The organism is Micromonospora sp. NBC_00362 (genome assembly GCF_026342155.1).
GTDB classification, from domain to species: domain Bacteria; phylum Actinomycetota; class Actinomycetes; order Mycobacteriales; family Micromonosporaceae; genus Micromonospora; species Micromonospora hortensis.
Genome location: NZ_JAPENH010000001.1, coordinates 6,549,222 through 6,568,554, shown reverse-complemented (window position 1 = coordinate 6,568,554; position 19,333 = coordinate 6,549,222). Strand labels below are relative to the sequence as shown.

Sequence of the window (19,333 nt, the reverse complement as noted above, 5' to 3'; positions counted from 1 at the left end):
TGCGCTGGGCGGAGCCGACCCGATGACCGTCACTTCACGCCGGCGGCGTCCATGCCGCGCAGCTCCTTCTTCAGGTCGGAGACCTCGTCACGGATCCGGGCCGCCAACTCGAACTGAAGCTCGCGGGCGGCGGCCAACATCTGGTCGTTGAGCTCCTGAATGAGCTGGGCGAGGTCCGCGCGGGCCATCCCCTCCCGTGAGGTGGTGGTCGCGGAGGACCGGCTCCGGCTGCGGGTCTCCTTGACCGGCGCCTTGCCGCGGGAAAGCTGACGCACCGCTCCCCCGACCCGGGAATTCTCGGTGTCCTCCGCCTCGCGGTAGATGTCGTCCAGGATGTCGTGGATCTTCTTACGCAGCGGCTCCGGGCTGATGCCGTGCGCCTCGTTGTGAGCGATCTGCTTGGCCCGACGCCGATCGGTCTCGTCGATCGCCGCCGCCATCGACGGGGTGATCTTGTCGGCGTACATGTGCACCTGGCCGGAGACGTTACGGGCGGCCCGCCCGATGGTCTGGATCAGCGACCGGCCGCTGCGCAGGAAGCCCTCCTTGTCGGCGTCGAGAATCGCCACCAACGACACCTCGGGCAGGTCCAGACCTTCGCGGAGCAGGTTGATGCCGACGAGCACGTCGTAGTCGCCCTTGCGCAGCTCGCGCAGCAGCTCCACCCGGCGCAACGTGTCGACCTCCGAGTGCAGGTAACGCACCCGGATGCCGTTCTCCAGGAGGTAGTCGGACAGGTCCTCGGCCATCTTCTTGGTCAGCGTGGTGACCAGCACCCGCTCGTCCCGGTCGGTCCGCAGCTTGATCTCGTGCATCAGGTCGTCGATCTGGCCCTTGGTCGGCTTGATCACGACCTCCGGGTCGACCAGACCGGTGGGTCGGATCACCTGCTCGACGAACTCGCCCTGGGCCTGCTCCATCTCCCAGGTGCCGGGGGTCGCGGAGAGGTAGACCATCTGGCCGACCCGCTCCAGGAACTCGTCGAAACGCAGGGGCCGGTTGTCGGCCGCGCTGGGCAGCCGGAAGCCGTGGTCGATGAGCATCCGCTTGCGCGACGCGTCGCCCTCGTACATGCCGCCGATCTGCGGGATCGTCACGTGCGACTCATCGACCACAGTGAGGAAGTCGTCGGGGAAGTAGTCGAGCAGGGCGTGCGGCGGGCTGCCGGGCAGCCGCCCGTCCATGTGCATCGAGTAGTTCTCGATGCCGGAGCAGAAGCCCACCTGCCGCATCATCTCGATGTCGTAGGTGGTGCGCATCCGCAGCCGCTGCGCCTCCAGCAGCTTGCCCTGCCGCTCCAGCTCGGCGAGCCGCTCGGCCAACTCCACCTCGATGTCACGGATCGCCCGTTCCATCCGCTCCGGTCCGGCCGCGTAGTGGGTGGCCGGGAAGATCACCAGCTGGTCGACCTCGCGGACCACGTCACCGGTCAACGGGTTGAGGTAGTAGAGCTTCTCCACCTCGTCACCGAACAGCTCGATCCGGATCGCCAGCTCCTCGTACGCCGGGATGATCTCCAGCGTGTCGCCGCGGACCCGGAAGGTGCCCCGCTGGAAGGCCATGTCGTTGCGGGTGTACTGGATGTCGACCAGCCGGCGCAGCAACTGGTCACGGTCGAGCTCCTGCCCGACCTGCATCTTCACCGCCCGGTTGAGGTACTCCTCCGGAGTGCCCAGGCCGTAGATAGCCGAGACGGTCGCCACCACGATCACGTCGCGGCGGGTGAGCAGCGACATCGTCGCCGAGTGCCGCAGCCGCTCCACCTCCTCGTTGATCGAGGAGTCCTTCTCGATGTAGGTGTCGGTCTGCGGAATGTACGCCTCGGGCTGGTAGTAGTCGTAGTACGAGACGAAGTATTCGACAGCGTTGTGCGGCAGCAGCTCGCTGAACTCCTTGGCCAGCTGCGCGCAGAGCGTCTTGTTCGGGGCGAGCACCAGGGTGGGGCGTTGCAGCCGCTCGATCAGCCACGCCGTGGTGGCGCTCTTGCCGGTGCCGGTCGCGCCGAGCAGAACGGTGTTGCGGTCGCCGCGCCGAACCCGACGCTCAAGGTCATCGATGGCTGCCGGTTGGTCGCCGGCCGGCTGGAAGTCACTGACGACCTGGAAGCGGCTGTCCAGCCGGGGAATGTCGAGCGCCATGCCATCAACGGTACGCCGCAGGTCCGACAGGAACGGCCGTCACGCCAGGTACGTGATCGGCTTCAATATTCCCATTGTGTGGCCCATGTCACCGGGACTACCCTCTTCATGTAGGCCGCTCGCGGCGGCCGACCGGGCCGGTGGCCAGGCCAACATCACGGCCGGTCACCCCCGGCACTGCGGTCGCAGCACCCGGCTCGTCCGGCGTGCGCACCCGTGTGGTCGCGCTCGAGGCGCAGACCGGCCGCCGCGAGCGCCCCTGCTCGTCACTCCGGTGCCTCCCCGCCCGTTTCATCTCCGTGGACACCTCTCCGACCCCGGCACCCGACACCGCCCGCACCGCCACACCCCGGCCCGAGGCCGGGAGCACCGGCAGCGGCCCGGCCAGCGGCAGCGGCCCGGCCAGCGGCAGCGGCCGGCACCGCACCGGCTCGGCCGCCGGTGCCTCGGCGGCCGGCCGAACCAACGACGCCAAGAACACATCCAGGGCCAACCGAACCAACGACGCCAAGAACACATCCAGGGCCAACCGAACCAACGACACCGGAGGCAGGTCCACAGCCGGCCGGTCCGCGGGCGGCGCGCGCCGAGCCACCGGCGGCCGCAAGACCGGCGACACGCGGCGGGCCGCCGCCGAGCGAAACCTCGCGGAGAACCGCGAGACCACCCGCCGCGACGACACCCCGGACACCACCGAGGCCGCCGAGACCACCGGGCCGCCCTCGGCCAGCCGTCGTCGGCGTACGGTGCTGCTGTTGCTCGGTCTGACGGCGGTGACGTCCGCGACGGCGCTGGTGCTCGGGTTGTTGAGCTGGGCGCCCGACCCGCCCGAGCCGGCCCGGCCGCTGACCCTGGCGGAGGGCGAGAGGCTGGCCGCCGTGCGGGTCACCAACCTGCGGGACCTGCGCGCCGGCGTACGGGTCACGGCCGGCACCGGCGCCGCCCGCATCGAACTGGTGGGCTGGGTGGACTGGTCCCGGTCCCTGCTGTACCTCGACGTGGGCGGGCCGGGAGCGGGCGCCGAACGCGGGCTGTTGCAGAAGAGCGGTCCGGTGCTGGTGATCCGGCCCGATCCGGCGGCGGTGCCCACTCCCGCCGCACCACCACTGACGCCCCCGACCGACCGGTGGCGGCTGCACCGACTGGCACCCGGGGCGCACCTGGCACCGGTGCTCGACCTGCTCCTCGATCTCGCCGCCGACCGCCCCGACACCACGACGCGGACGGCACCGTCGGACGGGGCGCGCTGGATCGCCCGCGAGGCCGTCCCGGCCGGCCCACTGGACGTCATACAGGCACCACTGCCCAGCGGCGCGCCAGCCGCCAGCACGGCCATCGGCACACCCAGCGCCGCGACGCCCGCCCCGGACGGACAGACCCGGTACTGGCTCGATCAGGACGCCCGGCTGCACAAGCTGGTGACCCTGCTGCCCGGCGCCGGTCCGGTCACGATGATCTTCAACCGCGCGGACCGGCCGACACTTCGACCGGTGGACGCACTCGGCGGCCGCCCCGGTCTGCCCCGCGCGCTGACCGACGCCGAACAACGTCGGCTCGACCGGCTGCCGGCCCGGCTCCGCGCCCACGGCGGTGCCACCGTGACGCTGACCGCACCGGTGGGCACTGACACGAACCTGCGGGGCACCGGCTGGTTGAGCTGGACCGCGCGTACCGCGTACCTCGCGGTCGCCGACCTGGGCGTACCGGATCGCCGGACCCTCCTGCGCCGCGACGCCGCCGGTCTGGCCCGGGCGGACCTGCCGGCGGCCGATGCCGGCGGCGGCACCGCCGAGTCGCCGGCCCGGCCGCCGCTGCCGCCCCCGGCCGGAGGATGGCGGGTCTCCCGGCCCGGCCGGGACGACCTGGGGGTGCTGGTCGACGCCGCGATAGCCGCCGGGTCGGTCGGGCAGCGCGGCGCGACCGTGCGGGTACGCGAGGACGTCACCGCCGGACGGACGGTGGACGTCATCGAGTCGGGTCCGGCCGACGCGCGGCTGCGTTACTGGCTCGACCGGGACGGGTCGCTCCGCCGGCTCGGGTTGCGGACCGACGCCGGCGCGTGGGCACACCTGGATCTCCAGCCCGCCGTCGTGCCCCGACTGGCTGCCAACCCTCGGCCCGCCGTCCCTCGACCTGCGGCCCCTCGGTCTCCGGCCCCTCGGCCCCGTGCCCGCTGACCGATGCCTCAGGGGCGCCAGCCGGTCTGCGCGGCCCACTGCTCGGCCCGCAGGTACTCCTCGTCGAACCACGGGTTGCGGGCCGTGCCGGAATCGCCGGCCACCGGTGCCGCGTCGACCAGGTCCCGCTTGAGCTGCAGGTACGTGGCCCGTTGATCCGGGTCGGCACGCAGGTGATCACGCATCAGCAGCGCGTACCGCCAACCCGGCGAATCCGCCATCCGCACGTGCAGACGAACCGGGCGGGCCGGGTCCGCGCTGCCGTGCAACCGTTTCTCCCACCGGCCCCTGCCGGCCGGGCGCGGGTCGTCCCACCACTGCCCCGGCACCCGTGGAAACCCAGCGCTCGCCAGCCGATCGGCCAACGGCCCGTCGGCGTCGGCGAGGCTGGCGACCGCCACCTGCACGTCGATGACGTTCTGGGCGGCCAGGCCGGGCACCGCCGTCGAACCGATGTGATCGATCCGTAGGGCGTCCGAGCCGAGCGTGTGCTGGATCCGGGCGGCCAGCCGCGCGTACTGCTCCGGCCAACTCGCGTCCGCCCCGGCCAGCTCGGCCGCGTCCGGCGGGACCACCCGCCGCTGACGCAGGTTGTCCTCGTAGGGCACCAGCCGCTGCTTCCAGAGCCTGTCGACGGCGTCGTGCAGCGCCGTCAGGCTCCCGTCGTTCGTCAGCACCACGTCCGCCGCCGCCCGGCGGCGGGCGTCGTCGGCCTGGGCGGCGATCCTCCGTTCGGCCTCCGCGCGGCCCATCCCCCGGTCGCGCGCCAGCCGCTCCAGTCGGGTCGCCACGGCCGTCTGCACCACGACCACCAGGTGGTACGTCGGCGTGAGACCCACCTCGACCAGCAGCGGTACGTCGTTGACGACAATCGCGTCGGGTGCCGCCGCGGCGGTCAGCTCCGCGGTGCGGGCCCGGACCCGGGGGTGGGTGATCGCCTCCAGCCGACGCCGGGCGGTCTCGTCGGCGAACACCACAGCTCCCAGCGCGGCACGATCCAGTGCGCCGTCGGCGTCCACCACCGAGTCGGAGAAGGCGGCGACGATCTCGGCCAGCCCGTCGGTACCCGGCGCCACCACCTCCCGGGCCACCCGGTCGGCGTCGATCAGCACCGCGCCCCGCTCGACGAGCCGCGCGGCCACCGCGCTCTTGCCTGACCCGATCCCGCCGGTCAACCCCACCCTCAGCACCCGAACAGTCAACCGGATCGACAAGCCCGCCGCCAAACCCACCCACGGCCCGGCGGCCTCCCAACCACCCCGCCCCGACCGCGTCCCGACCCCGTCCCGAGGCCCGGCATCCGGCCCCGCGCCCCGCGCTCCGCCTCCGCGCCCCGCGCCCCGCGCCCCGCGCCCCGCGCCCCGCGCCCCGCGCCCCGCGCCCCGCGCCCCGCGCCCCGCGCCCCGCGCCCCGCGCCCCGCGCCCCGCGCCCCGCGCCCCGCGCCCCGCGCCCCGCGCCCCGCGCCCCGCGCCCCGCGCCCCGCGCCCCGCGCCCAAGATCATGCTCGATCAAGGATGTAGTGGTGTGCGGCGCCCGGGAGGCCCCTACATCATGGATCGAGCACGATCTTGACCGTCCGGACCAGCCGCCGCGCCCCGACCGCCGCCGCGCCCCGGCCGCCGCCGCGCCGCGCCCGCGACTCCGCCCGGGGTACGGCGAGGGCCCCGCCCCCAGCGATCCGGAGATCGCGGGGACGGGGCCCGTCGTCGTTCAGCGGGTCACTTACCGCCGGCGAGCTTCTCCCGCAGTGCGGCGAGCGCCTCGTCGGTGGCCAGCGTGCCGGCCGGCTCCTCGGCTTGCCGGCTCGGGGCCGGGCTGGACGAGGAGGTGGTGCCACCGCCACCGCCGCCGCCAGCGGCCGGAACGGCCGGAGTCGGGTTGGCGGCAGCCTCGGCGTCGGCGGCCCGAGAGGTCTGCACCTGCTTGGTGTGGGCCTCCCAGCGCAGACGAGCCTCGGCGTACTGGTTCTCCCAGGTCTCGCGCTGCTTGTCGTACCCCTCGAGCCACTCGCCCGTCTCCGGGTCGAAGCCCTCGGGGTAGATGTAGTTGCCCTCGGTGTCGTACGTCGCGGCCATGCCGTAGAGGGTCGGGTCGAAGTGCTCCTCGCCCTCGACGAAGCCCTCGTTGGCCTGCTTGAGCGACAGCGAGATCCGGCGGCGCTCCAGGTCGATGTCGATGACCTTGACCATGACCTCGGAGCCAACCTGGACGACCTGCTCCGGGATCTCCACGTGGCGCTCGGCCAGCTCGGAGATGTGGACCAGACCCTCGATGCCGTCGTCCACGCGGACGAACGCACCGAACGGAACCAGCTTGGTGACCTTACCCGGCACGATCTGCTGGATCGCGTGGGTGCGGGCGAACTGACGCCACGGGTCTTCCTGGGTCGCCTTCAGCGACAGCGAGACGCGCTCGCGGTCCAGGTCGACGTCCAGGACCTCGACCTCGACCTCCTGGCCAACCTCGACGACCTCGGACGGGTGGTCGATGTGCTTCCAGGACAGCTCGGAAACGTGCACCAGACCGTCGACGCCGCCCAGGTCCACGAAGGCGCCGAAGTTGACGATCGAGGACACGACGCCCTTGCGGACCTGGCCCTTCTGCAGCTTGTTGAGGAACTCGGTGCGCACCTCGGACTGCGTCTGCTCCAGCCAGGCCCGGCGGGACAGGACCACGTTGTTGCGGTTCTTGTCCAGCTCGATGATCTTGGCCTCGAGCTCCCGCCCGACGTACGGCTGCAGGTCGCGCACACGACGCATCTCGACCAGGGACGCGGGCAGGAAGCCGCGCAGCCCGATGTCGAGGATGAGGCCGCCCTTGACCACCTCGATGACCGAACCGCGGACGACGCCGTCCTCGTCCTTGATCTTCTCGATCGTGCCCCAGGCCCGCTCGTACTGTGCCCGCTTCTTGGAGAGGATCAGACGACCCTCCTTGTCCTCCTTCTGGAGGACCAGGGCCTCGATGTGGTCGCCAACCGTCACAACCTCGGCGGGGTCCACGTCGTGCTTGATCGACAACTCCCGAGAGGGGATGACACCCTCGGTCTTGTAGCCGATGTCGAGCAGGACCTCGTCCCGATCGACCTTGACGACGGTGCCTTCGACAATGTCGCCGTCGTTGAAGTACTTGATGGTCTCGTCGATCGCGGCGAGGAATGCCTCCTCGGAACCGAGATCGTCGTGGGTGACCCGGGTGGCGCTCGAGGGGGCCTCGATGCTGCTCGTCATGTGGGCGGTTGCTCCGGTCGGTGGGTTGTCACAGCAGGCTGGTGTGTCGCAGTGACCTGTTCGCGCCAGCGGATCCGTCGCCGGGCACACCGAACGATCGCCTAGTGAGATCATGATGTGGCTCCGTCGACCGCGCACCTGCTCCCTGCCGAGGCAACGCGATCCGCGAGCGCATCGTCTAGCCTACCGTGCGCATTACCACAGCGTGCAAGCCCTCCCGGGTTCTCTTCGTGCGATGACCTGCGAAAGCCGAACAATCGCCCGGAAAACACCCCTGCTGTCTCCTGCGTCACAGCGGCACCTCGCGCCCCGCCGGCTCGCACACCGCGACGCCACCGAAGACGGGCCGATCAAGCCGGCCGCGCGAGGAGTCGCACAGATCGTGGACGCGCCGCCGCACCCAACGGGGTGGGTGGGGCCTAGCGTGAGCGCGTGGATGACGACAGCCGGGTTACCCGGCGCCGGGTGGGTGACGCCGAGGCCCGGCGCGCCAACCGCGGCTGGTGGGACACCGACGCCGACGACTACCAGGCCGAACACGGCGCGTTCCTCGGCGACGTGGACTTCGTGTGGTGCCCCGAGGGCCTGCGCGAGGCCGACGCCCGGCTGCTCGGCGACGTGTCGGGGCGGCGGGTGCTGGAGGTGGGCGCCGGCGCCGCGGCCGCCGCCCGTTGGCTCGCCACCCAGGGCGCCCGGCCGGTCGCCTTCGACCTGTCCGCCGGCATGTTGCGCCACGCCGCCGAGGCGGCCGAGCGCACCGGGGTACGCGTACCGCTGGTGCAGGCCGACGCGCTCGCCCTGCCGTTCGCCGACCGGTCGTTCGACGTCGCCTGCACCGCGTTCGGCGCGATCCCGTTCGTGGACGACTCGGCGGCGCTGCTCGCCGAGGTGCACCGGGTGCTGCGCCCGGGCGGCCGGTGGGTGTTCTCGGTGACCCACCCGATGCGGTGGATCTTTCTCGACGACCCCGGCGAGGGCGGCCTGACGGCCGTGCACTCGTACTTCGACCGCTCCCCGTACGTGGAACAGGACGACAGCGGCGTGGCCACCTACGTCGAGCAGCACCGCACCCTCGGCGACCGGATCCGCGAGCTGGTCGGCACCGGGTTCCGGCTGTTGGACCTGGTGGAGCCGGAGTGGCCGGAGGGACACGAGGGGGTCTGGGGGCAGTGGAGCCCGCTGCGCGGACGACTCTTCCCCGGCACCGCCATCTTCGTCACCGAGAAGCCCGCCGACTGAGCGCGCCGCACCCGTTGTCCGACGTGTGCCCCATCGATCGCCGGTAGGCTCGTGCCCATGAGCGTCGAGCCCGTCCCGACATCACCTGGCCCCTGGTGTCCGGATCCGATGCGGCAGCAGCGTGCCGACTACACGCTGGAGGACCTGCTCACCCTGCCGGACGACGCCCCCCGCGTCGAACTCGTCGACGGAGTTGTCCAGGTGACACCCTCCCCCACCCTGGGCCATCAAGACATCTCGTTTCTCCTACGTCTTTGGCTTCACTCACGTGTGCCGGGCCATCTCCGAGTCGCCCAAGCGGTCGGAGTGGGGCTCAGCCGCAACACCAGCCGACAACCAGACCTGTTGCTCTGCCGCGCCGACGTGCCGTCCGACCGGTCCACTCTGCGGCCGTCGGACGTCGTGCTCGCCTTGGAGATCGTCTCGCCCGGCACGCGACGGATCGACCGGTTCGCGAAGCCGGGTGAGTACGCCGCCGCCGGCATCCCGTTCTACTGGCGGATCGAGCAGGATCCGGTGCACGTGTACGCGTACCGGATCGGCGACCGGGTGGGGCCGGGCGGTGAGCGGCAGTACGAGCTGGTCGCCGACGGCGCCGAGGTGATCGAGCTGACCGAGCCGTTCGACATCAAGCTGCCGATCGCCGAGATCACCCCGTAGTCGTTTCGCAGTGGCCGCCCCGGGTAGCCGAGGACCATGGCCGAACAGAGATTCCGCAAGGGCGACCATGTCTCCTGGTCGGCCCACGGCAGCCGCGCGTACGGCGTGGTGCGGGGGACGATCACCGAGCGGACACGGATCCGCGGGCGGGCCGTGAACGCGGGCCCCGACGACCCGCAGTACCGGGTCCGCAGTGACGGCACGGGCCGCGACGTGGCCCACCGCCCCGAGGCGCTGCGCCATGAGCAGAGGTGATGACGGCCGGGACACCTACCGGGAGTTCACCGAAGCGGTGAACATGAAGCCCGGTGAGCTGTCCACCTGGCTGGAGACCGACGAGTCGAAGCAGGTCGGCTGGCACAAGGGCGGTCGAGCTGGTGGTGGCGAGTCCGTCGGACACGAATCCGGGCGGAAGATCATCAACCTGCTCCGTCGCAAACGCGGTGACCTGTCCGACGGCGACTACAAGCACATGCGCAAGGTCGTCGGCTACGTACGCCGGCACATGGCGCAGCGCCCCTCCGGCGACGTCCGCGACACCAAGTGGCGCTGGTCGCTGATGAACTGGGGCCACGACCCTATGAAGTAGCCGGCGCAGCCCGGCGACCCTTGATCCACCACGCGAACGGCCGCGACCAGGACGACCCGGTCAGGGGTTCCGGGGCAGCCCGACCCACGCAGGGATCGAGCCTGACCGCCCGGAGTGGGTCGGGCTGCCCCGGAACCCCCACACCGCAACGCCACATCAGTGATCGGCGCTGTTCCAGTCCCGACCCAGGCCGACCGACACCTCCAGCGGCACCGACAGCGGGTACGCCCCGCCCATCTCCCGCCGGACCAGGGCCTCCAACGGCTCCCGCTCACCCGGGGCGACCTCGAAGACCAGCTCGTCGTGCACCTGCAACAGCATCCGTGAGCGCAGCCCAGCGTCGCGCAGCGCGGTGTCGACGTGCAGCATCGCCACCTTGATGATGTCGGCGGCGGAGCCCTGGATGGGGGCGTTGAGCGCCATCCGCTCGGCGATGTCACGGCGCTGCCGGTTGTCGCTGACCAGGTCGGGCAGGTAGCGGCGTCGGCCGAGGATGGTGGAGGTGTAGCCGTCCTGGCGGGCCCGGGCGACCACCTGCTGAAGGTAGTCGCGCACCCCGCCGAAGCCGGCGAAGTAGTTCTCCATCAGCCCACGCGCCTCTTCGGTGCTGATGCTGAGCTGTTGGGAGAGGCCGAAGGCGCTCAGACCGTACGCCAGGCCGTAGTTCATGGCCTTGATCTTGCGGCGCTGGTCGGGGGTGACCTCGTCGAGCGGCACGCCGAAGACCGACGAGGCGGTGGCGGCGTGGAAGTCGGCGCCGGAGTTGAACGCGTCGATCAGTGCGTCGTCCGAGCTGAGGTGCGCCATGATGCGCATCTCGATCTGGCTGTAGTCGGCCGTGAGCAGACACTCGTAGCCCTCCCCCACCACGAAGGCCCGCCGGATCCGACGGCCCTCCTCGGTGCGGATCGGGATGTTCTGCAGGTTGGGCTCGGTGGAGGAGAGCCGACCGGTGGCCGCCACTGTCTGGTTGAAGGTGGTGTGGATCCGGCCGTCGTCGGAGACCGACTTCAGCAGCCCGTCGACTGTCGACTTGAGCTTGGCCACGTCCCGGTGACGCAGGAGGTGGGCCAGTACCGGGTGCGGCTGCTGCGCGTAGAGCCACTGCAGGGCGTCGGCGTCGGTGGTGTAGCCCGTCTTGATCTTCTTGGTCTTCGGCAGACCCAGCTCGGTGAAGAGGATCTCCTGCAACTGCTTGGGCGAGCCGAGGTTGAACTCCCGACCGATCTCGGCGTAGGCGTTCTGTGCTGCGGTCTTGACCTCACCGGCGAAGTGGGCCTCCAGCTCGTGGAGGTAGTCGTCGTCGGCGGCGATGCCGGTGCTCTCCATGGTGGCCAGCACGCGCATCAACGGCAGCTCCACGCCGGCCATCAGCCGGGCGGACTGCTCGCCGTCGCGGGACAACTCGGCGTCGATCGCGTCGGCCAGGTCGAGGGTGGCACGGGCCTGGAGCATCAGGTTCTGCTCGACCACCCCTTCGTCGCCGAGGCCGTCGAGGGTGAGCTGGCCGGACTCCGGAACGTCGACCCGCAGCTCCCGGTGCAGGTAGCGCAGCGCCAGGTCGGTCAGGTCGTAGGAGCGCTGGTCGGGGCGGGCCAGGTACGCGGCGATCTGGGTGTCCCGGACGATGCCGGCGAGCTGCCAGCCGTGCGCGGCGCAGGCCAGCACGGCCGGCTTGCTGTCGTGCAGCACCTTGGGGCGCTGCTCGTCGGCCAACCAGCCGGCGAGGGCGCCCTCGTCGGTCGGGTCGAGCTGCGCCGGGTCGACCCAGGCCGCCGCGCCGCCGGCGGTGGCCAGCGCGAGACCGGTGATCGAGGCGGTGTGCCGGCGGTTGGGGCCGGTGTCGAGTTTGACCGCCAACCCGACCGGGGTGCCGGTCGGGACGTGTGTGGTCAGCCATCCGGCGAGCGCGCCGGGCTGGGTGAGCACCTCGCCGGTGAGGTCGAAGCCGGACTCGGCCTCCGGCTCGACCGCCTCCAGGTACTGGTAGAGACGGTCGCGCAGGATGCGGAACTCCAGGGTGTCGAAGACCTGGTGCACCGCCTCCCGGTCCCAACCTGTCCAGCGGCTGTCCTCCGGGCGCAGCGGCAGCTCCAGGTCGGAGACGAGGCAGTTGATCTCGTAGTTGCGGATCACGTCGGCGAGCCGCTCCCGCAGGCTGTCGCCGGCCTTGCCCTTGATCTCGTCGGCCCGGGCGATCACGCCGTCCACCCCGCCGTACGTGGTGATCCACTTGGCCGCGGTCTTCGGGCCGACGCCCGGGATGCCGGGCAGGTTGTCACTGGTCTCGCCGACCAGCGCGGCGAGGTCCCGGTACTGCTGTGGCGGCACACCGTACTTCGCCTCGATCGCCGCCGGGTCCATCCGGGCCAGGTCGGAGACGCCCTTACGCGGGTAGAGGACGGTGATCTGATCGTCGACCAGCTGGAACGCGTCGCGGTCACCGCTGCTGATCAGCACCGACATGCCCTGGTCGCGGGCCTGGCAGGCGAGCGTGGCGATGACGTCGTCGGCCTCGAAGCCCTCTTTCTCCACCACCGGGATCTGCAGCGCGGCCAGGACCTCCTTGACCAGGCTGACCTGGCCCTTGAAGTCGGTCGGGGTCTCACTGCGGCCGGCCTTGTACTCCGCGTACTTGTCGGTGCGGAAGGAGTGGCGGGAGACGTCGAAGGCCACGACGATGTGGGTGGGCTGCTCGTCGCGCAGCACGTTGATCAGCATGGAGGTGAAGCCGTACACCGCGTTGGTCGGCTGCCCCGTCGTGGTGGAGAAGTTTTCCACGGGCAGGGCGAAGAACGCCCGGTATGCCATGGAATGTCCGTCAACGAGGAGCAGGCGCGGTGTCGTAGCTGTCACGGCAGCGACTCTAGCCCGCCGCTACGACAGGACGGGACACCGGCACGACGCCCGGCGCGGCCGTTCGGGACGGCCACGCCGGGCACCGGCTCAGAGCACCTTGGCCAGGAACGCCTTCGTCCGGTCGTGCTGGGGGTTGGCGATCACCTCGCGCGGCGCGCCGGACTCCACCACCACGCCGTCGTCCATGAAGACCAGCGAGTCGCCGACCTCCCGGGCGAAGCCGATCTCATGGGTCACCACGATCATCGTCATGCCGTCGCGGGCCAGGTCCTTCATCACGTCGAGCACCTCGCCGACCAGCTCCGGGTCCAGCGCGCTGGTGGGCTCGTCGAAGAGCATCAGCTTCGGCTGCATCGCCAACGCCCTGGCGATGGCCACCCGCTGCTGCTGCCCGCCGGAGAGCTGCGCAGGGTAGTTGCCCAGCTTGTCGCCGAGCCCGACCCGCTGGAGCAGCGCGGCGGCCCGGTCCCGGGCGGCGGCCTTGCGCTCCCGGCCCGACAGCACCGGCGCCTCGGCGACGTTCTGCAGGGCGGTCATGTGCGGAAAAAGGTTGAACCGCTGGAACACCATGCCGATCGAGCGGCGCTGGGTGGCGATCTCCTTCTCCCGCATCTCGTGCAGCTTGCCGCCGCGCTCCCGGTAGCCGATCAGGTCGCCGTCCACCCGGATCCGGCCGGCGTTGATCTTCTCCAGATGGTTGATGCAGCGCAGGAACGTCGACTTGCCCGAGCCGGAGGGCCCGAGCAGACAGCAGACCTCGCCGCTGCGGACCTCCAGGTCGATGCCCTTGAGCACCTCCACCGACCCGAACGACTTGTGCACCTGCTCAGCGCGGACCATCACGCCGTCGCCGGCCGTTCCCGCGGCATCCGCCGGTGTCGTCACCTGCTTCATCACCGACCCGCCTCGCTCGCGCTACCGCCGGCCTCCGCGGTGATCCCGCGCAGTCTGATCTTCGCTTGGGCGCTCTTGCCGAACCCCTTGGAGAAGTGCCGCTCCAGGTAGTACTGCCCGACGAGCAGCACGCTGGTCAGCAGCAAGTACCACAGGCAGGCCGCCACGTACATCGGGAAGACCTGGAAGGTCCGGTTACCCACGGCCTTGAGCTGGAAGAACAGCTCCGTGGAGACCGGTACGAAGGCCACCAGCGAGGTGTCCTTGAGCATCGCGATGGTCTCGTTGCCGGTCGGCGGGATGATCACCCGCATCGCCTGCGGCAGCACGATGCGGCGCAGGATCTGGGTACGGCTCAAGCCCAGCGCCTGTGCCGCCTCGGTCTGCCCCTCGTCCACCGACTGGATCCCGGCCCGAACGATCTCGGCCATGTACGCCGCCTCGGAGAGCCCGAGCGCCAGCATGCCGGCGACGAATCCCGTGAGGATCTCCAGCGCGGAGAAACCGAACAGACGTGCCTCGAAGTCGTCGACGCCGAAGAGCGCGCCGATCTGCCGATCGAACGGGAGCCCGAACTCGATCCGGGCCCAGAGGATGCCGAGGTTGCCGAAGAGGATCGCCAGCACCAGCCGGGGCACCGCTCGGAAGAACCAGGTGTACGCCCAGGAGACGCCCCGCAAGATCGGGTTCTCCGACAACCGCATGATGGCGACGACAACGCCGAGACTGACGCCGATCACCATCGCGAGCACTGTCAGCGCGAGCGTGCCGCGCAGACCCTCCATGATCGGCGGCCGGAACATCTCGTCGACCATGAACGCCCAGTTGAACGCCTTGTTCGTCACCAGCAGGTGGACGAACATGGCCACCAGCACCCCGATCACGGCGACCGCTACCCAACGCCCGGGATGCCGGACGGGCACGGCCTGGATGGGTTCCGGCCGTGCCCGTTCGGTTGTGTCCGTTTCCGACGACATGCGTCAGCTGGCGGGGTTCAGCGCCGAGGAGGTGATGGCGCCGCCCTCGACGCCCCACTTCTTCAACGCGGTCTGGTACGAGCCGTCAGCGATGACCGCCTGGACGGCCTCCTTGAGCACCTCGGCGAAGGCGGTCTGGTCCTTCTTGACGGCGTAGCCGTACGGGGCGGACTCGTAGATCTCGCCGACCAGCTCCAGCGAGCCGTTGCTCTGCTTCACCGCGTACGCCCCGACCGGCGAGTCGGCCAGCATGGCGTCGTTCTTGCCGCTGAACACGGCGGCAGTGGCGTCGCTCTGCGCCTGGTACTGGTCGATGGTGATCGCCGGCTTGCCGCCGGTGGTGCACTTCTTCGACCGGGCGGTGATGTCGTCGAGCTGCACGGTGCCGGTCTGCACGGCGATCTTCTTGCCGCAGGCGTTCTCGGTGTCGATCTTGGCCGCGTTGCCGGCCTTGGTCACCCACTGGGTACCGGCGGAGAAGTAGCTCACCATGTTGACGCTCTTGAGCCGCTCGGCGTTGATCGTGAACGACGACACGCCGATCTCGTACTTGGCGGAGTCGACACCGGGCAGGATCGCGTCGAAGGGCGCCGACTCGTACTCGGCCTTGAGACCGAGCTTCTGCGCCACCGCGTTGAACAGCTCGACGTCGAACCCGACCACCGTCTTGCCGTCCTGGTCCAGGAACTCCGCCGGGGCGTACGTCGAGTCGGTGCCGACCTTGATCACACCGTCGGACTTGATGGCGTCGGGCACCTTCCCGGCCAGCGCCGAGTCCGCCGCCGCCGTGACGGTCGGACCGGCACCGGGCGATCCGCTGTTCTCCTTCTCCCCACACGCCGTCAGCGAGAGGGCGAGCAGCGCCGCACTGGCGGCACCGAACGCCGCCCGGCGGGCACCGTTGGTATTGAACATGTCTCTGCACTCCTTGCGTGAGGGGTGTGACGGCCGCTCAGGCCACGCCGAGGTATGCCTCTTTGACCGCCGGGTCGTGCAGCAGCTCGGCGCCGGTTCCGGTCTTGACGATCTTGCCGGTCTCGAGCACGTACGCCCGGTGCGCGCGGGCCAGCGCCTGCTGCGCGTTCTGCTCCACCAGCAGGACTGTGGTGCCCTGCTCGTTGATCTCCTTGATGATGTCGAAGATCTGTTGGATCAGCATTGGCGCCAACCCCATCGAGGGCTCGTCGAGCAACAGCAGCTTGGGCCGGCTCATCAACGCCCTACCGACCGCCAGCATCTGCTGCTCGCCGCCGGAAAGGGTACCTCCGGCCTGCTTACGTCGCTCCGCGAGCCTGGGGAAGAGGTCGAGCACCCGGGCCAGGTCCTGGGCGATCCCGGCGCGGTCGCGCCGGGTGTACGCCCCCATGTCCAGATTCTCGAGCACCGACATGCCGGGGAAGATCCCCCGGCCCTCGGGCGCCTGGCAGAGCCCTCGCCGGACCCGCAGGTCCGCCCGGAGCTTGGAGATGTCCTCGCCCTCGAAACGGATGCTGCCGGTGGCGATCGGCCGAATGCCGGAGATCGCCCGCATGGTGGTCGACTTCCCGGCGCCGTTGGCACCGATCAGCGCGACGATCTCACCCTCGGCCACGGTCAGGCTGATGCCGTGCAACGCCTGGATCCGCCCGTAGAGCAGGCTCACATCCTCGATCTCAAGCAACATCGTCCGGCACCCCCAGGTACGCCGCGACCACCTTCGGGTTGTCCCGCACCTCGGCGGGCAGCCCTTCGGCGATCTTCTTTCCGAACTCCAGCACGACGATCCGGTCAGTGACGCCCATGACCAGGCGCATGTCGTGCTCGATCAGCAGCACGGTCACGCCGGTGTCCCGGACCTGCCGGATGAGCTGGAGCAGCTCCTCCTTCTCCGCCGGGTTGAAGCCGGCGGCCGGCTCGTCCAGGCAGAGCAGCACCGGATCGGTGGCCAGCGCCCGGGCGATCTCCAACCGCCGCTGCTCCCCGTAGGAGAGGTTGCGGGCGAACTCGTGCAGCCGGTGCCGGATGCCGACGAACTCCAGCAGCCGCTCGGCCTTCTCCCGTCCCTCACGCTCCTCGCGCCGGTGCCGAGGCAACCGGAACAGAGCGGAGAGCACGCTGGTCTTGTGGTGCGCGTCCGCGCCGACCTGGACGTTCTCCAGGGCGGTCATCTCCGGGAACAGGCGGATGTTCTGGAACGTCCGGGCCATACCCATCTGGGTGATCTGGTGGCGCTTCTTCCCACTGATCTTGCCGCCACGGAACCGGATCTCACCCTTGGTGGGCTGGTAGATGCCGGTCATCGCGTTGAAGCAGGTGGTCTTGCCAGCGCCGTTCGGGCCGATCAGCCCGAGGATCTCCCCCTTGTAGAGGGTGAAGTTGACGTTGTCGAGCGCGACCACGCCGCCGAAGCGCAGCGTGACGTTGTCGACCTCCAGCAGCGGCTCCCGGTTGGGGACCGCCTCCATCGCCGGCGCGCCGGCCTGCGCCGGAACAGCCGGCGTCTGATCGGTGTCACTCACCGACGATCACCTCCTTGCGACGGTCTTTGAACTCCGCCGCCCGTCGTCGGTTCGGAATCAGGCCCTCCGGCCGGAAGATCATCATCACCACGAGGACCAGACCGAAGATCAGGAACCGGTACTCGTACAGCTCCACGCCGAACAGCTCGATGCCGCGGAACCGCTCGATCATGTACGCCACCAGGCCACCACCGACGATCGCGCCGACGATGTTGCCCGAACCACCGAAGATCACCGCCGCCAGGATGATGATCGAGTTGAGCAGCTCGAAGTTCTGCGAGTTGACGAAGTTCTGCTTACCCGCGAAGAGCGCGCCGGCCAGACCGGCGATCGCGGCACCCGAGGCGAACGCCCAGAGCTTGAACTTGAACGTCGGCACACCCATCAGCTGCGCGGCGTCCTCGTCCTCCCGGATCGAGATCCAGGCCCGACCGACCCGACTGTGCGTCAGGTTCCGCACACCGATCACCACCAGGATGATCAGCGTGAGCACCAGCCAGTAGTACGGCCGGGCGTCCAGCACGCCGAAGAACGGCTTGCCGTCGGCGTACTTACCGGGCGGGTGCGGAATCTGGTTGAAACCCCGCTGACCCTTGAGGAACTCCGAGCTGACCGCCGCGATCCGGATCATCTCGGCGAAGCCGAGCGTCACGATCGCCAGATAGTCACCGCGCAGACGCAGCGTCGGCGTACCGAGCATCACACCCGAGAGCATGGTCAACCCGATCGCCAGCGGCACCACGAGCAGCCACGGCCAGAGCGTCTTGAGGTTGCTGCTCGGCGAGGTCAGCACCGCGACCGTGTACGCCCCGACGGCGAAGAAGCCGAAGTAGCCCAGGTCAAGCAGGCCGGCGAAACCGACAACGATGTTCAACCCGACGGCCAGCAGCACGTAGATCGAGACGGTGAACAGCACCTGCGTGAAGTTCGCACCAGGCGTCGGGATCGGCCCGAGATACTGGTAGAACTCCCTGTTCGGCAGCGCGTAGAAGAACGCGATCACCGCGACCAGCAACGCCCAACGCACCCAGCGCGGCGCGCCGCGCCACCGTTCTCCGGCCGCCTCGCGGCCAGAGCGCACCCTCTCCAGGACGGTCGTCATGCTCGTGCCCTCCCCAGCGATTCGCCCAGCAGACCCGTCGGCCGGAACATCAGCAGCACCACCAACACCGCGAAGGCGGCGAAGTCCTTCCACTGACTGCCGAACAGACCAGCGGCGTAGTTCTCCACCACGCCCAGCAGCAGGCCACCGATCAGCGCGCCGCGCAGGTTGCCGATACCACCCAGCACCGCGGCGGTGAAGGCCTTGAGCCCCAGCAGGAAGCCGACGCTGTAGGTCAGGGTCTGGATCCGCACGTCGTAGAGCAGACCGGCCACGCCGGCCATCGCACCACCGGTGATGAAGACCATCAGGATGATCCGGTCCTTGTTCACGCCCATCAGCGCGGCGGTGTTGGCGTCCTGGGCCACGGCCCGGATGCCCCGGCCGGTACGGCTGCGGTTGATGAAGAGGTCCAGCAGGACCATCATCAGCAGCGCCGCGCCAATCGTCAGCAGCTGGATCGAGTCGATCGGCACGCCGAAGAGGTGGAACAGCGGTTTGCTGCTCACCAGACTGGGCGCGCCCTCCGGCAGTCGGCGGGTCCAGATGCCGAAGGCCTCGGAGATCGCGATCGAGGCACCGATCGCGGTGATCAGGAAGGCCAGCGGCGGGGCGTTGCGCTTACGCAACGGCCGGTACGCCACCCGCTCGATCACCGTCGCGGTGCCCGCCGAAGCGATGGCGGCAACGATCATCGCCACCAGCAGGTAGAACAGGATCGATCCAATTCCGCTGACCTGCGAGTTCTGGTCGAGTCCAAAGCCGTTCCAGGTCCAGATCGCCGCGAACGCGCCGGCGATGAAGACCTCGGAGTGAGCGAAGTTGATGAGTCTCAGCACGCCGTAGACCAGCGTGTAGCCGAGCGCGACCAGGGCGTAGATCGCGCCCTGGGTCAGGCCGGTCGTGGTGAGTTCCCCGAAGTTGGAGAACAGTCCATTGAAGTCCAAGGGAGGGACGCTCCATCACGTC

The 19,333-nt window shown here is 70.0% G+C and carries 16 protein-coding genes; 5 read left to right on the top strand and 11 right to left on the bottom strand.

The features are described from left to right. Nucleotides 1–29 precede the first annotated feature (29 nt). The gene (gene uvrB / locus OG992_RS30375) at nt 30–2,138 is read right to left on the bottom strand and encodes an excinuclease ABC subunit UvrB (protein ID WP_238685548.1); all 2,109 of its coding nucleotides are present in this window, start codon (nt 2,136–2,138) and stop codon (nt 30–32) included. Between the two features lie 299 nt (nt 2,139–2,437). On the opposite strand from uvrB, the gene OG992_RS30370 reads away from it, so the two are divergent. After that, entirely contained in the window at nt 2,438–4,315 is a 1,878-nt protein-coding gene (locus tag OG992_RS30370) for a hypothetical protein (RefSeq protein WP_266304932.1), read from the top strand. 8 nt (nt 4,316–4,323) lie between these two features. On the opposite strand, the gene coaE is transcribed toward OG992_RS30370, so the two are convergent. Both coaE and rpsA read right to left on the bottom strand, forming a co-directional pair. Beyond that, entirely contained in the window at nt 4,324–5,505 is a 1,182-nt protein-coding gene (coaE, locus tag OG992_RS30365) for a dephospho-CoA kinase (RefSeq protein ID WP_266304931.1), read from the bottom strand. 529 nt (nt 5,506–6,034) lie between these two features. Further along, nucleotides 6,035–7,546 (bottom strand): 30S ribosomal protein S1, encoded by a 1,512-nt coding sequence (gene rpsA / locus OG992_RS30360; protein ID WP_112582670.1) that lies wholly within the window; start codon nt 7,544–7,546, stop codon nt 6,035–6,037. A gap of 432 nt (nt 7,547–7,978) precedes the next feature. Here rpsA and OG992_RS30355 point away from each other — a divergent pair, with 432 nt between their 5' ends. The 4 genes from OG992_RS30355 to OG992_RS30340 all read left to right on the top strand — a co-directional run bounded on the left by OG992_RS30355 (nt 7,979) and on the right by OG992_RS30340 (nt 10,034). Then, on the top strand, nt 7,979–8,785 hold the full coding sequence (locus OG992_RS30355) for a class I SAM-dependent methyltransferase (protein ID WP_266304930.1): 807 nt from the start codon (nt 7,979–7,981) through the stop codon (nt 8,783–8,785). 108 nt (nt 8,786–8,893) lie between these two features. Then, nucleotides 8,894–9,445: a Uma2 family endonuclease gene (locus OG992_RS30350; protein WP_266304929.1), complete on the top strand. Its 552-nt coding sequence runs from the start codon at nt 8,894–8,896 to the stop codon at nt 9,443–9,445. Between the two features lie 36 nt (nt 9,446–9,481). Then, a complete protein-coding gene (locus OG992_RS30345) occupies nt 9,482–9,700 on the top strand; it encodes a DUF2945 domain-containing protein (protein WP_238686062.1) in 219 nt (72 codons plus the stop codon). Next, nucleotides 9,687–10,034 (top strand): DUF3140 domain-containing protein, encoded by a 348-nt coding sequence (locus tag OG992_RS30340; RefSeq protein WP_308193720.1) that lies wholly within the window; start codon nt 9,687–9,689, stop codon nt 10,032–10,034. Before OG992_RS30345 ends, OG992_RS30340 begins: the two co-directional genes overlap by 14 nt. Before the next feature lie 156 nt (nt 10,035–10,190). Here the strand turns inward: OG992_RS30340 and polA are convergent, their stop codons facing one another. The 8 genes from polA to OG992_RS30300 all read right to left on the bottom strand — a co-directional run bounded on the left by polA (nt 10,191) and on the right by OG992_RS30300 (nt 19,311). Beyond that, nucleotides 10,191–12,890 (bottom strand): DNA polymerase I, encoded by a 2,700-nt coding sequence (polA, locus tag OG992_RS30335; RefSeq protein WP_266304928.1) that lies wholly within the window; start codon nt 12,888–12,890, stop codon nt 10,191–10,193. A gap of 90 nt (nt 12,891–12,980) precedes the next feature. Beyond that, nucleotides 12,981–13,787 carry an amino acid ABC transporter ATP-binding protein gene (locus OG992_RS30330; RefSeq protein WP_308193719.1) on the bottom strand — a complete coding sequence of 269 codons (807 nt, stop codon included), beginning with the start codon at nt 13,785–13,787 and terminating at the stop codon, nt 12,981–12,983. Further along, a complete protein-coding gene (locus OG992_RS30325) occupies nt 13,787–14,764 on the bottom strand; it encodes an amino acid ABC transporter permease (protein ID WP_112582677.1) in 978 nt (325 codons plus the stop codon). The genes OG992_RS30330 and OG992_RS30325 overlap by 1 nt, the downstream gene beginning before the upstream one ends. Before the next feature lie 3 nt (nt 14,765–14,767). Next, nucleotides 14,768–15,679 (bottom strand): ABC transporter substrate-binding protein, encoded by a 912-nt coding sequence (locus tag OG992_RS30320; RefSeq protein ID WP_266304927.1) that lies wholly within the window; start codon nt 15,677–15,679, stop codon nt 14,768–14,770. A gap of 37 nt (nt 15,680–15,716) precedes the next feature. Then, the gene (locus tag OG992_RS30315; RefSeq protein WP_238686059.1) at nt 15,717–16,427 is read right to left on the bottom strand and encodes an ABC transporter ATP-binding protein; all 711 of its coding nucleotides are present in this window, start codon (nt 16,425–16,427) and stop codon (nt 15,717–15,719) included. Continuing rightward, entirely contained in the window at nt 16,417–17,208 is a 792-nt protein-coding gene (locus OG992_RS30310) for an ABC transporter ATP-binding protein (protein ID WP_238686069.1), read from the bottom strand. The genes OG992_RS30315 and OG992_RS30310 overlap by 11 nt, the downstream gene beginning before the upstream one ends. A 46-nt stretch (nt 17,209–17,254) precedes the next feature. Beyond that, nucleotides 17,255–18,364, bottom strand: coding sequence for a branched-chain amino acid ABC transporter permease (locus OG992_RS30305; RefSeq protein WP_091407909.1), 1,110 nt, complete (start codon nt 18,362–18,364; stop codon nt 17,255–17,257). Further along, a complete protein-coding gene (locus tag OG992_RS30300) occupies nt 18,361–19,311 on the bottom strand; it encodes a branched-chain amino acid ABC transporter permease (protein WP_124815745.1) in 951 nt (316 codons plus the stop codon). Before OG992_RS30300 ends, OG992_RS30305 begins: the two co-directional genes overlap by 4 nt. Between the last annotated feature and the right edge of the window lie 22 nt (nt 19,312–19,333).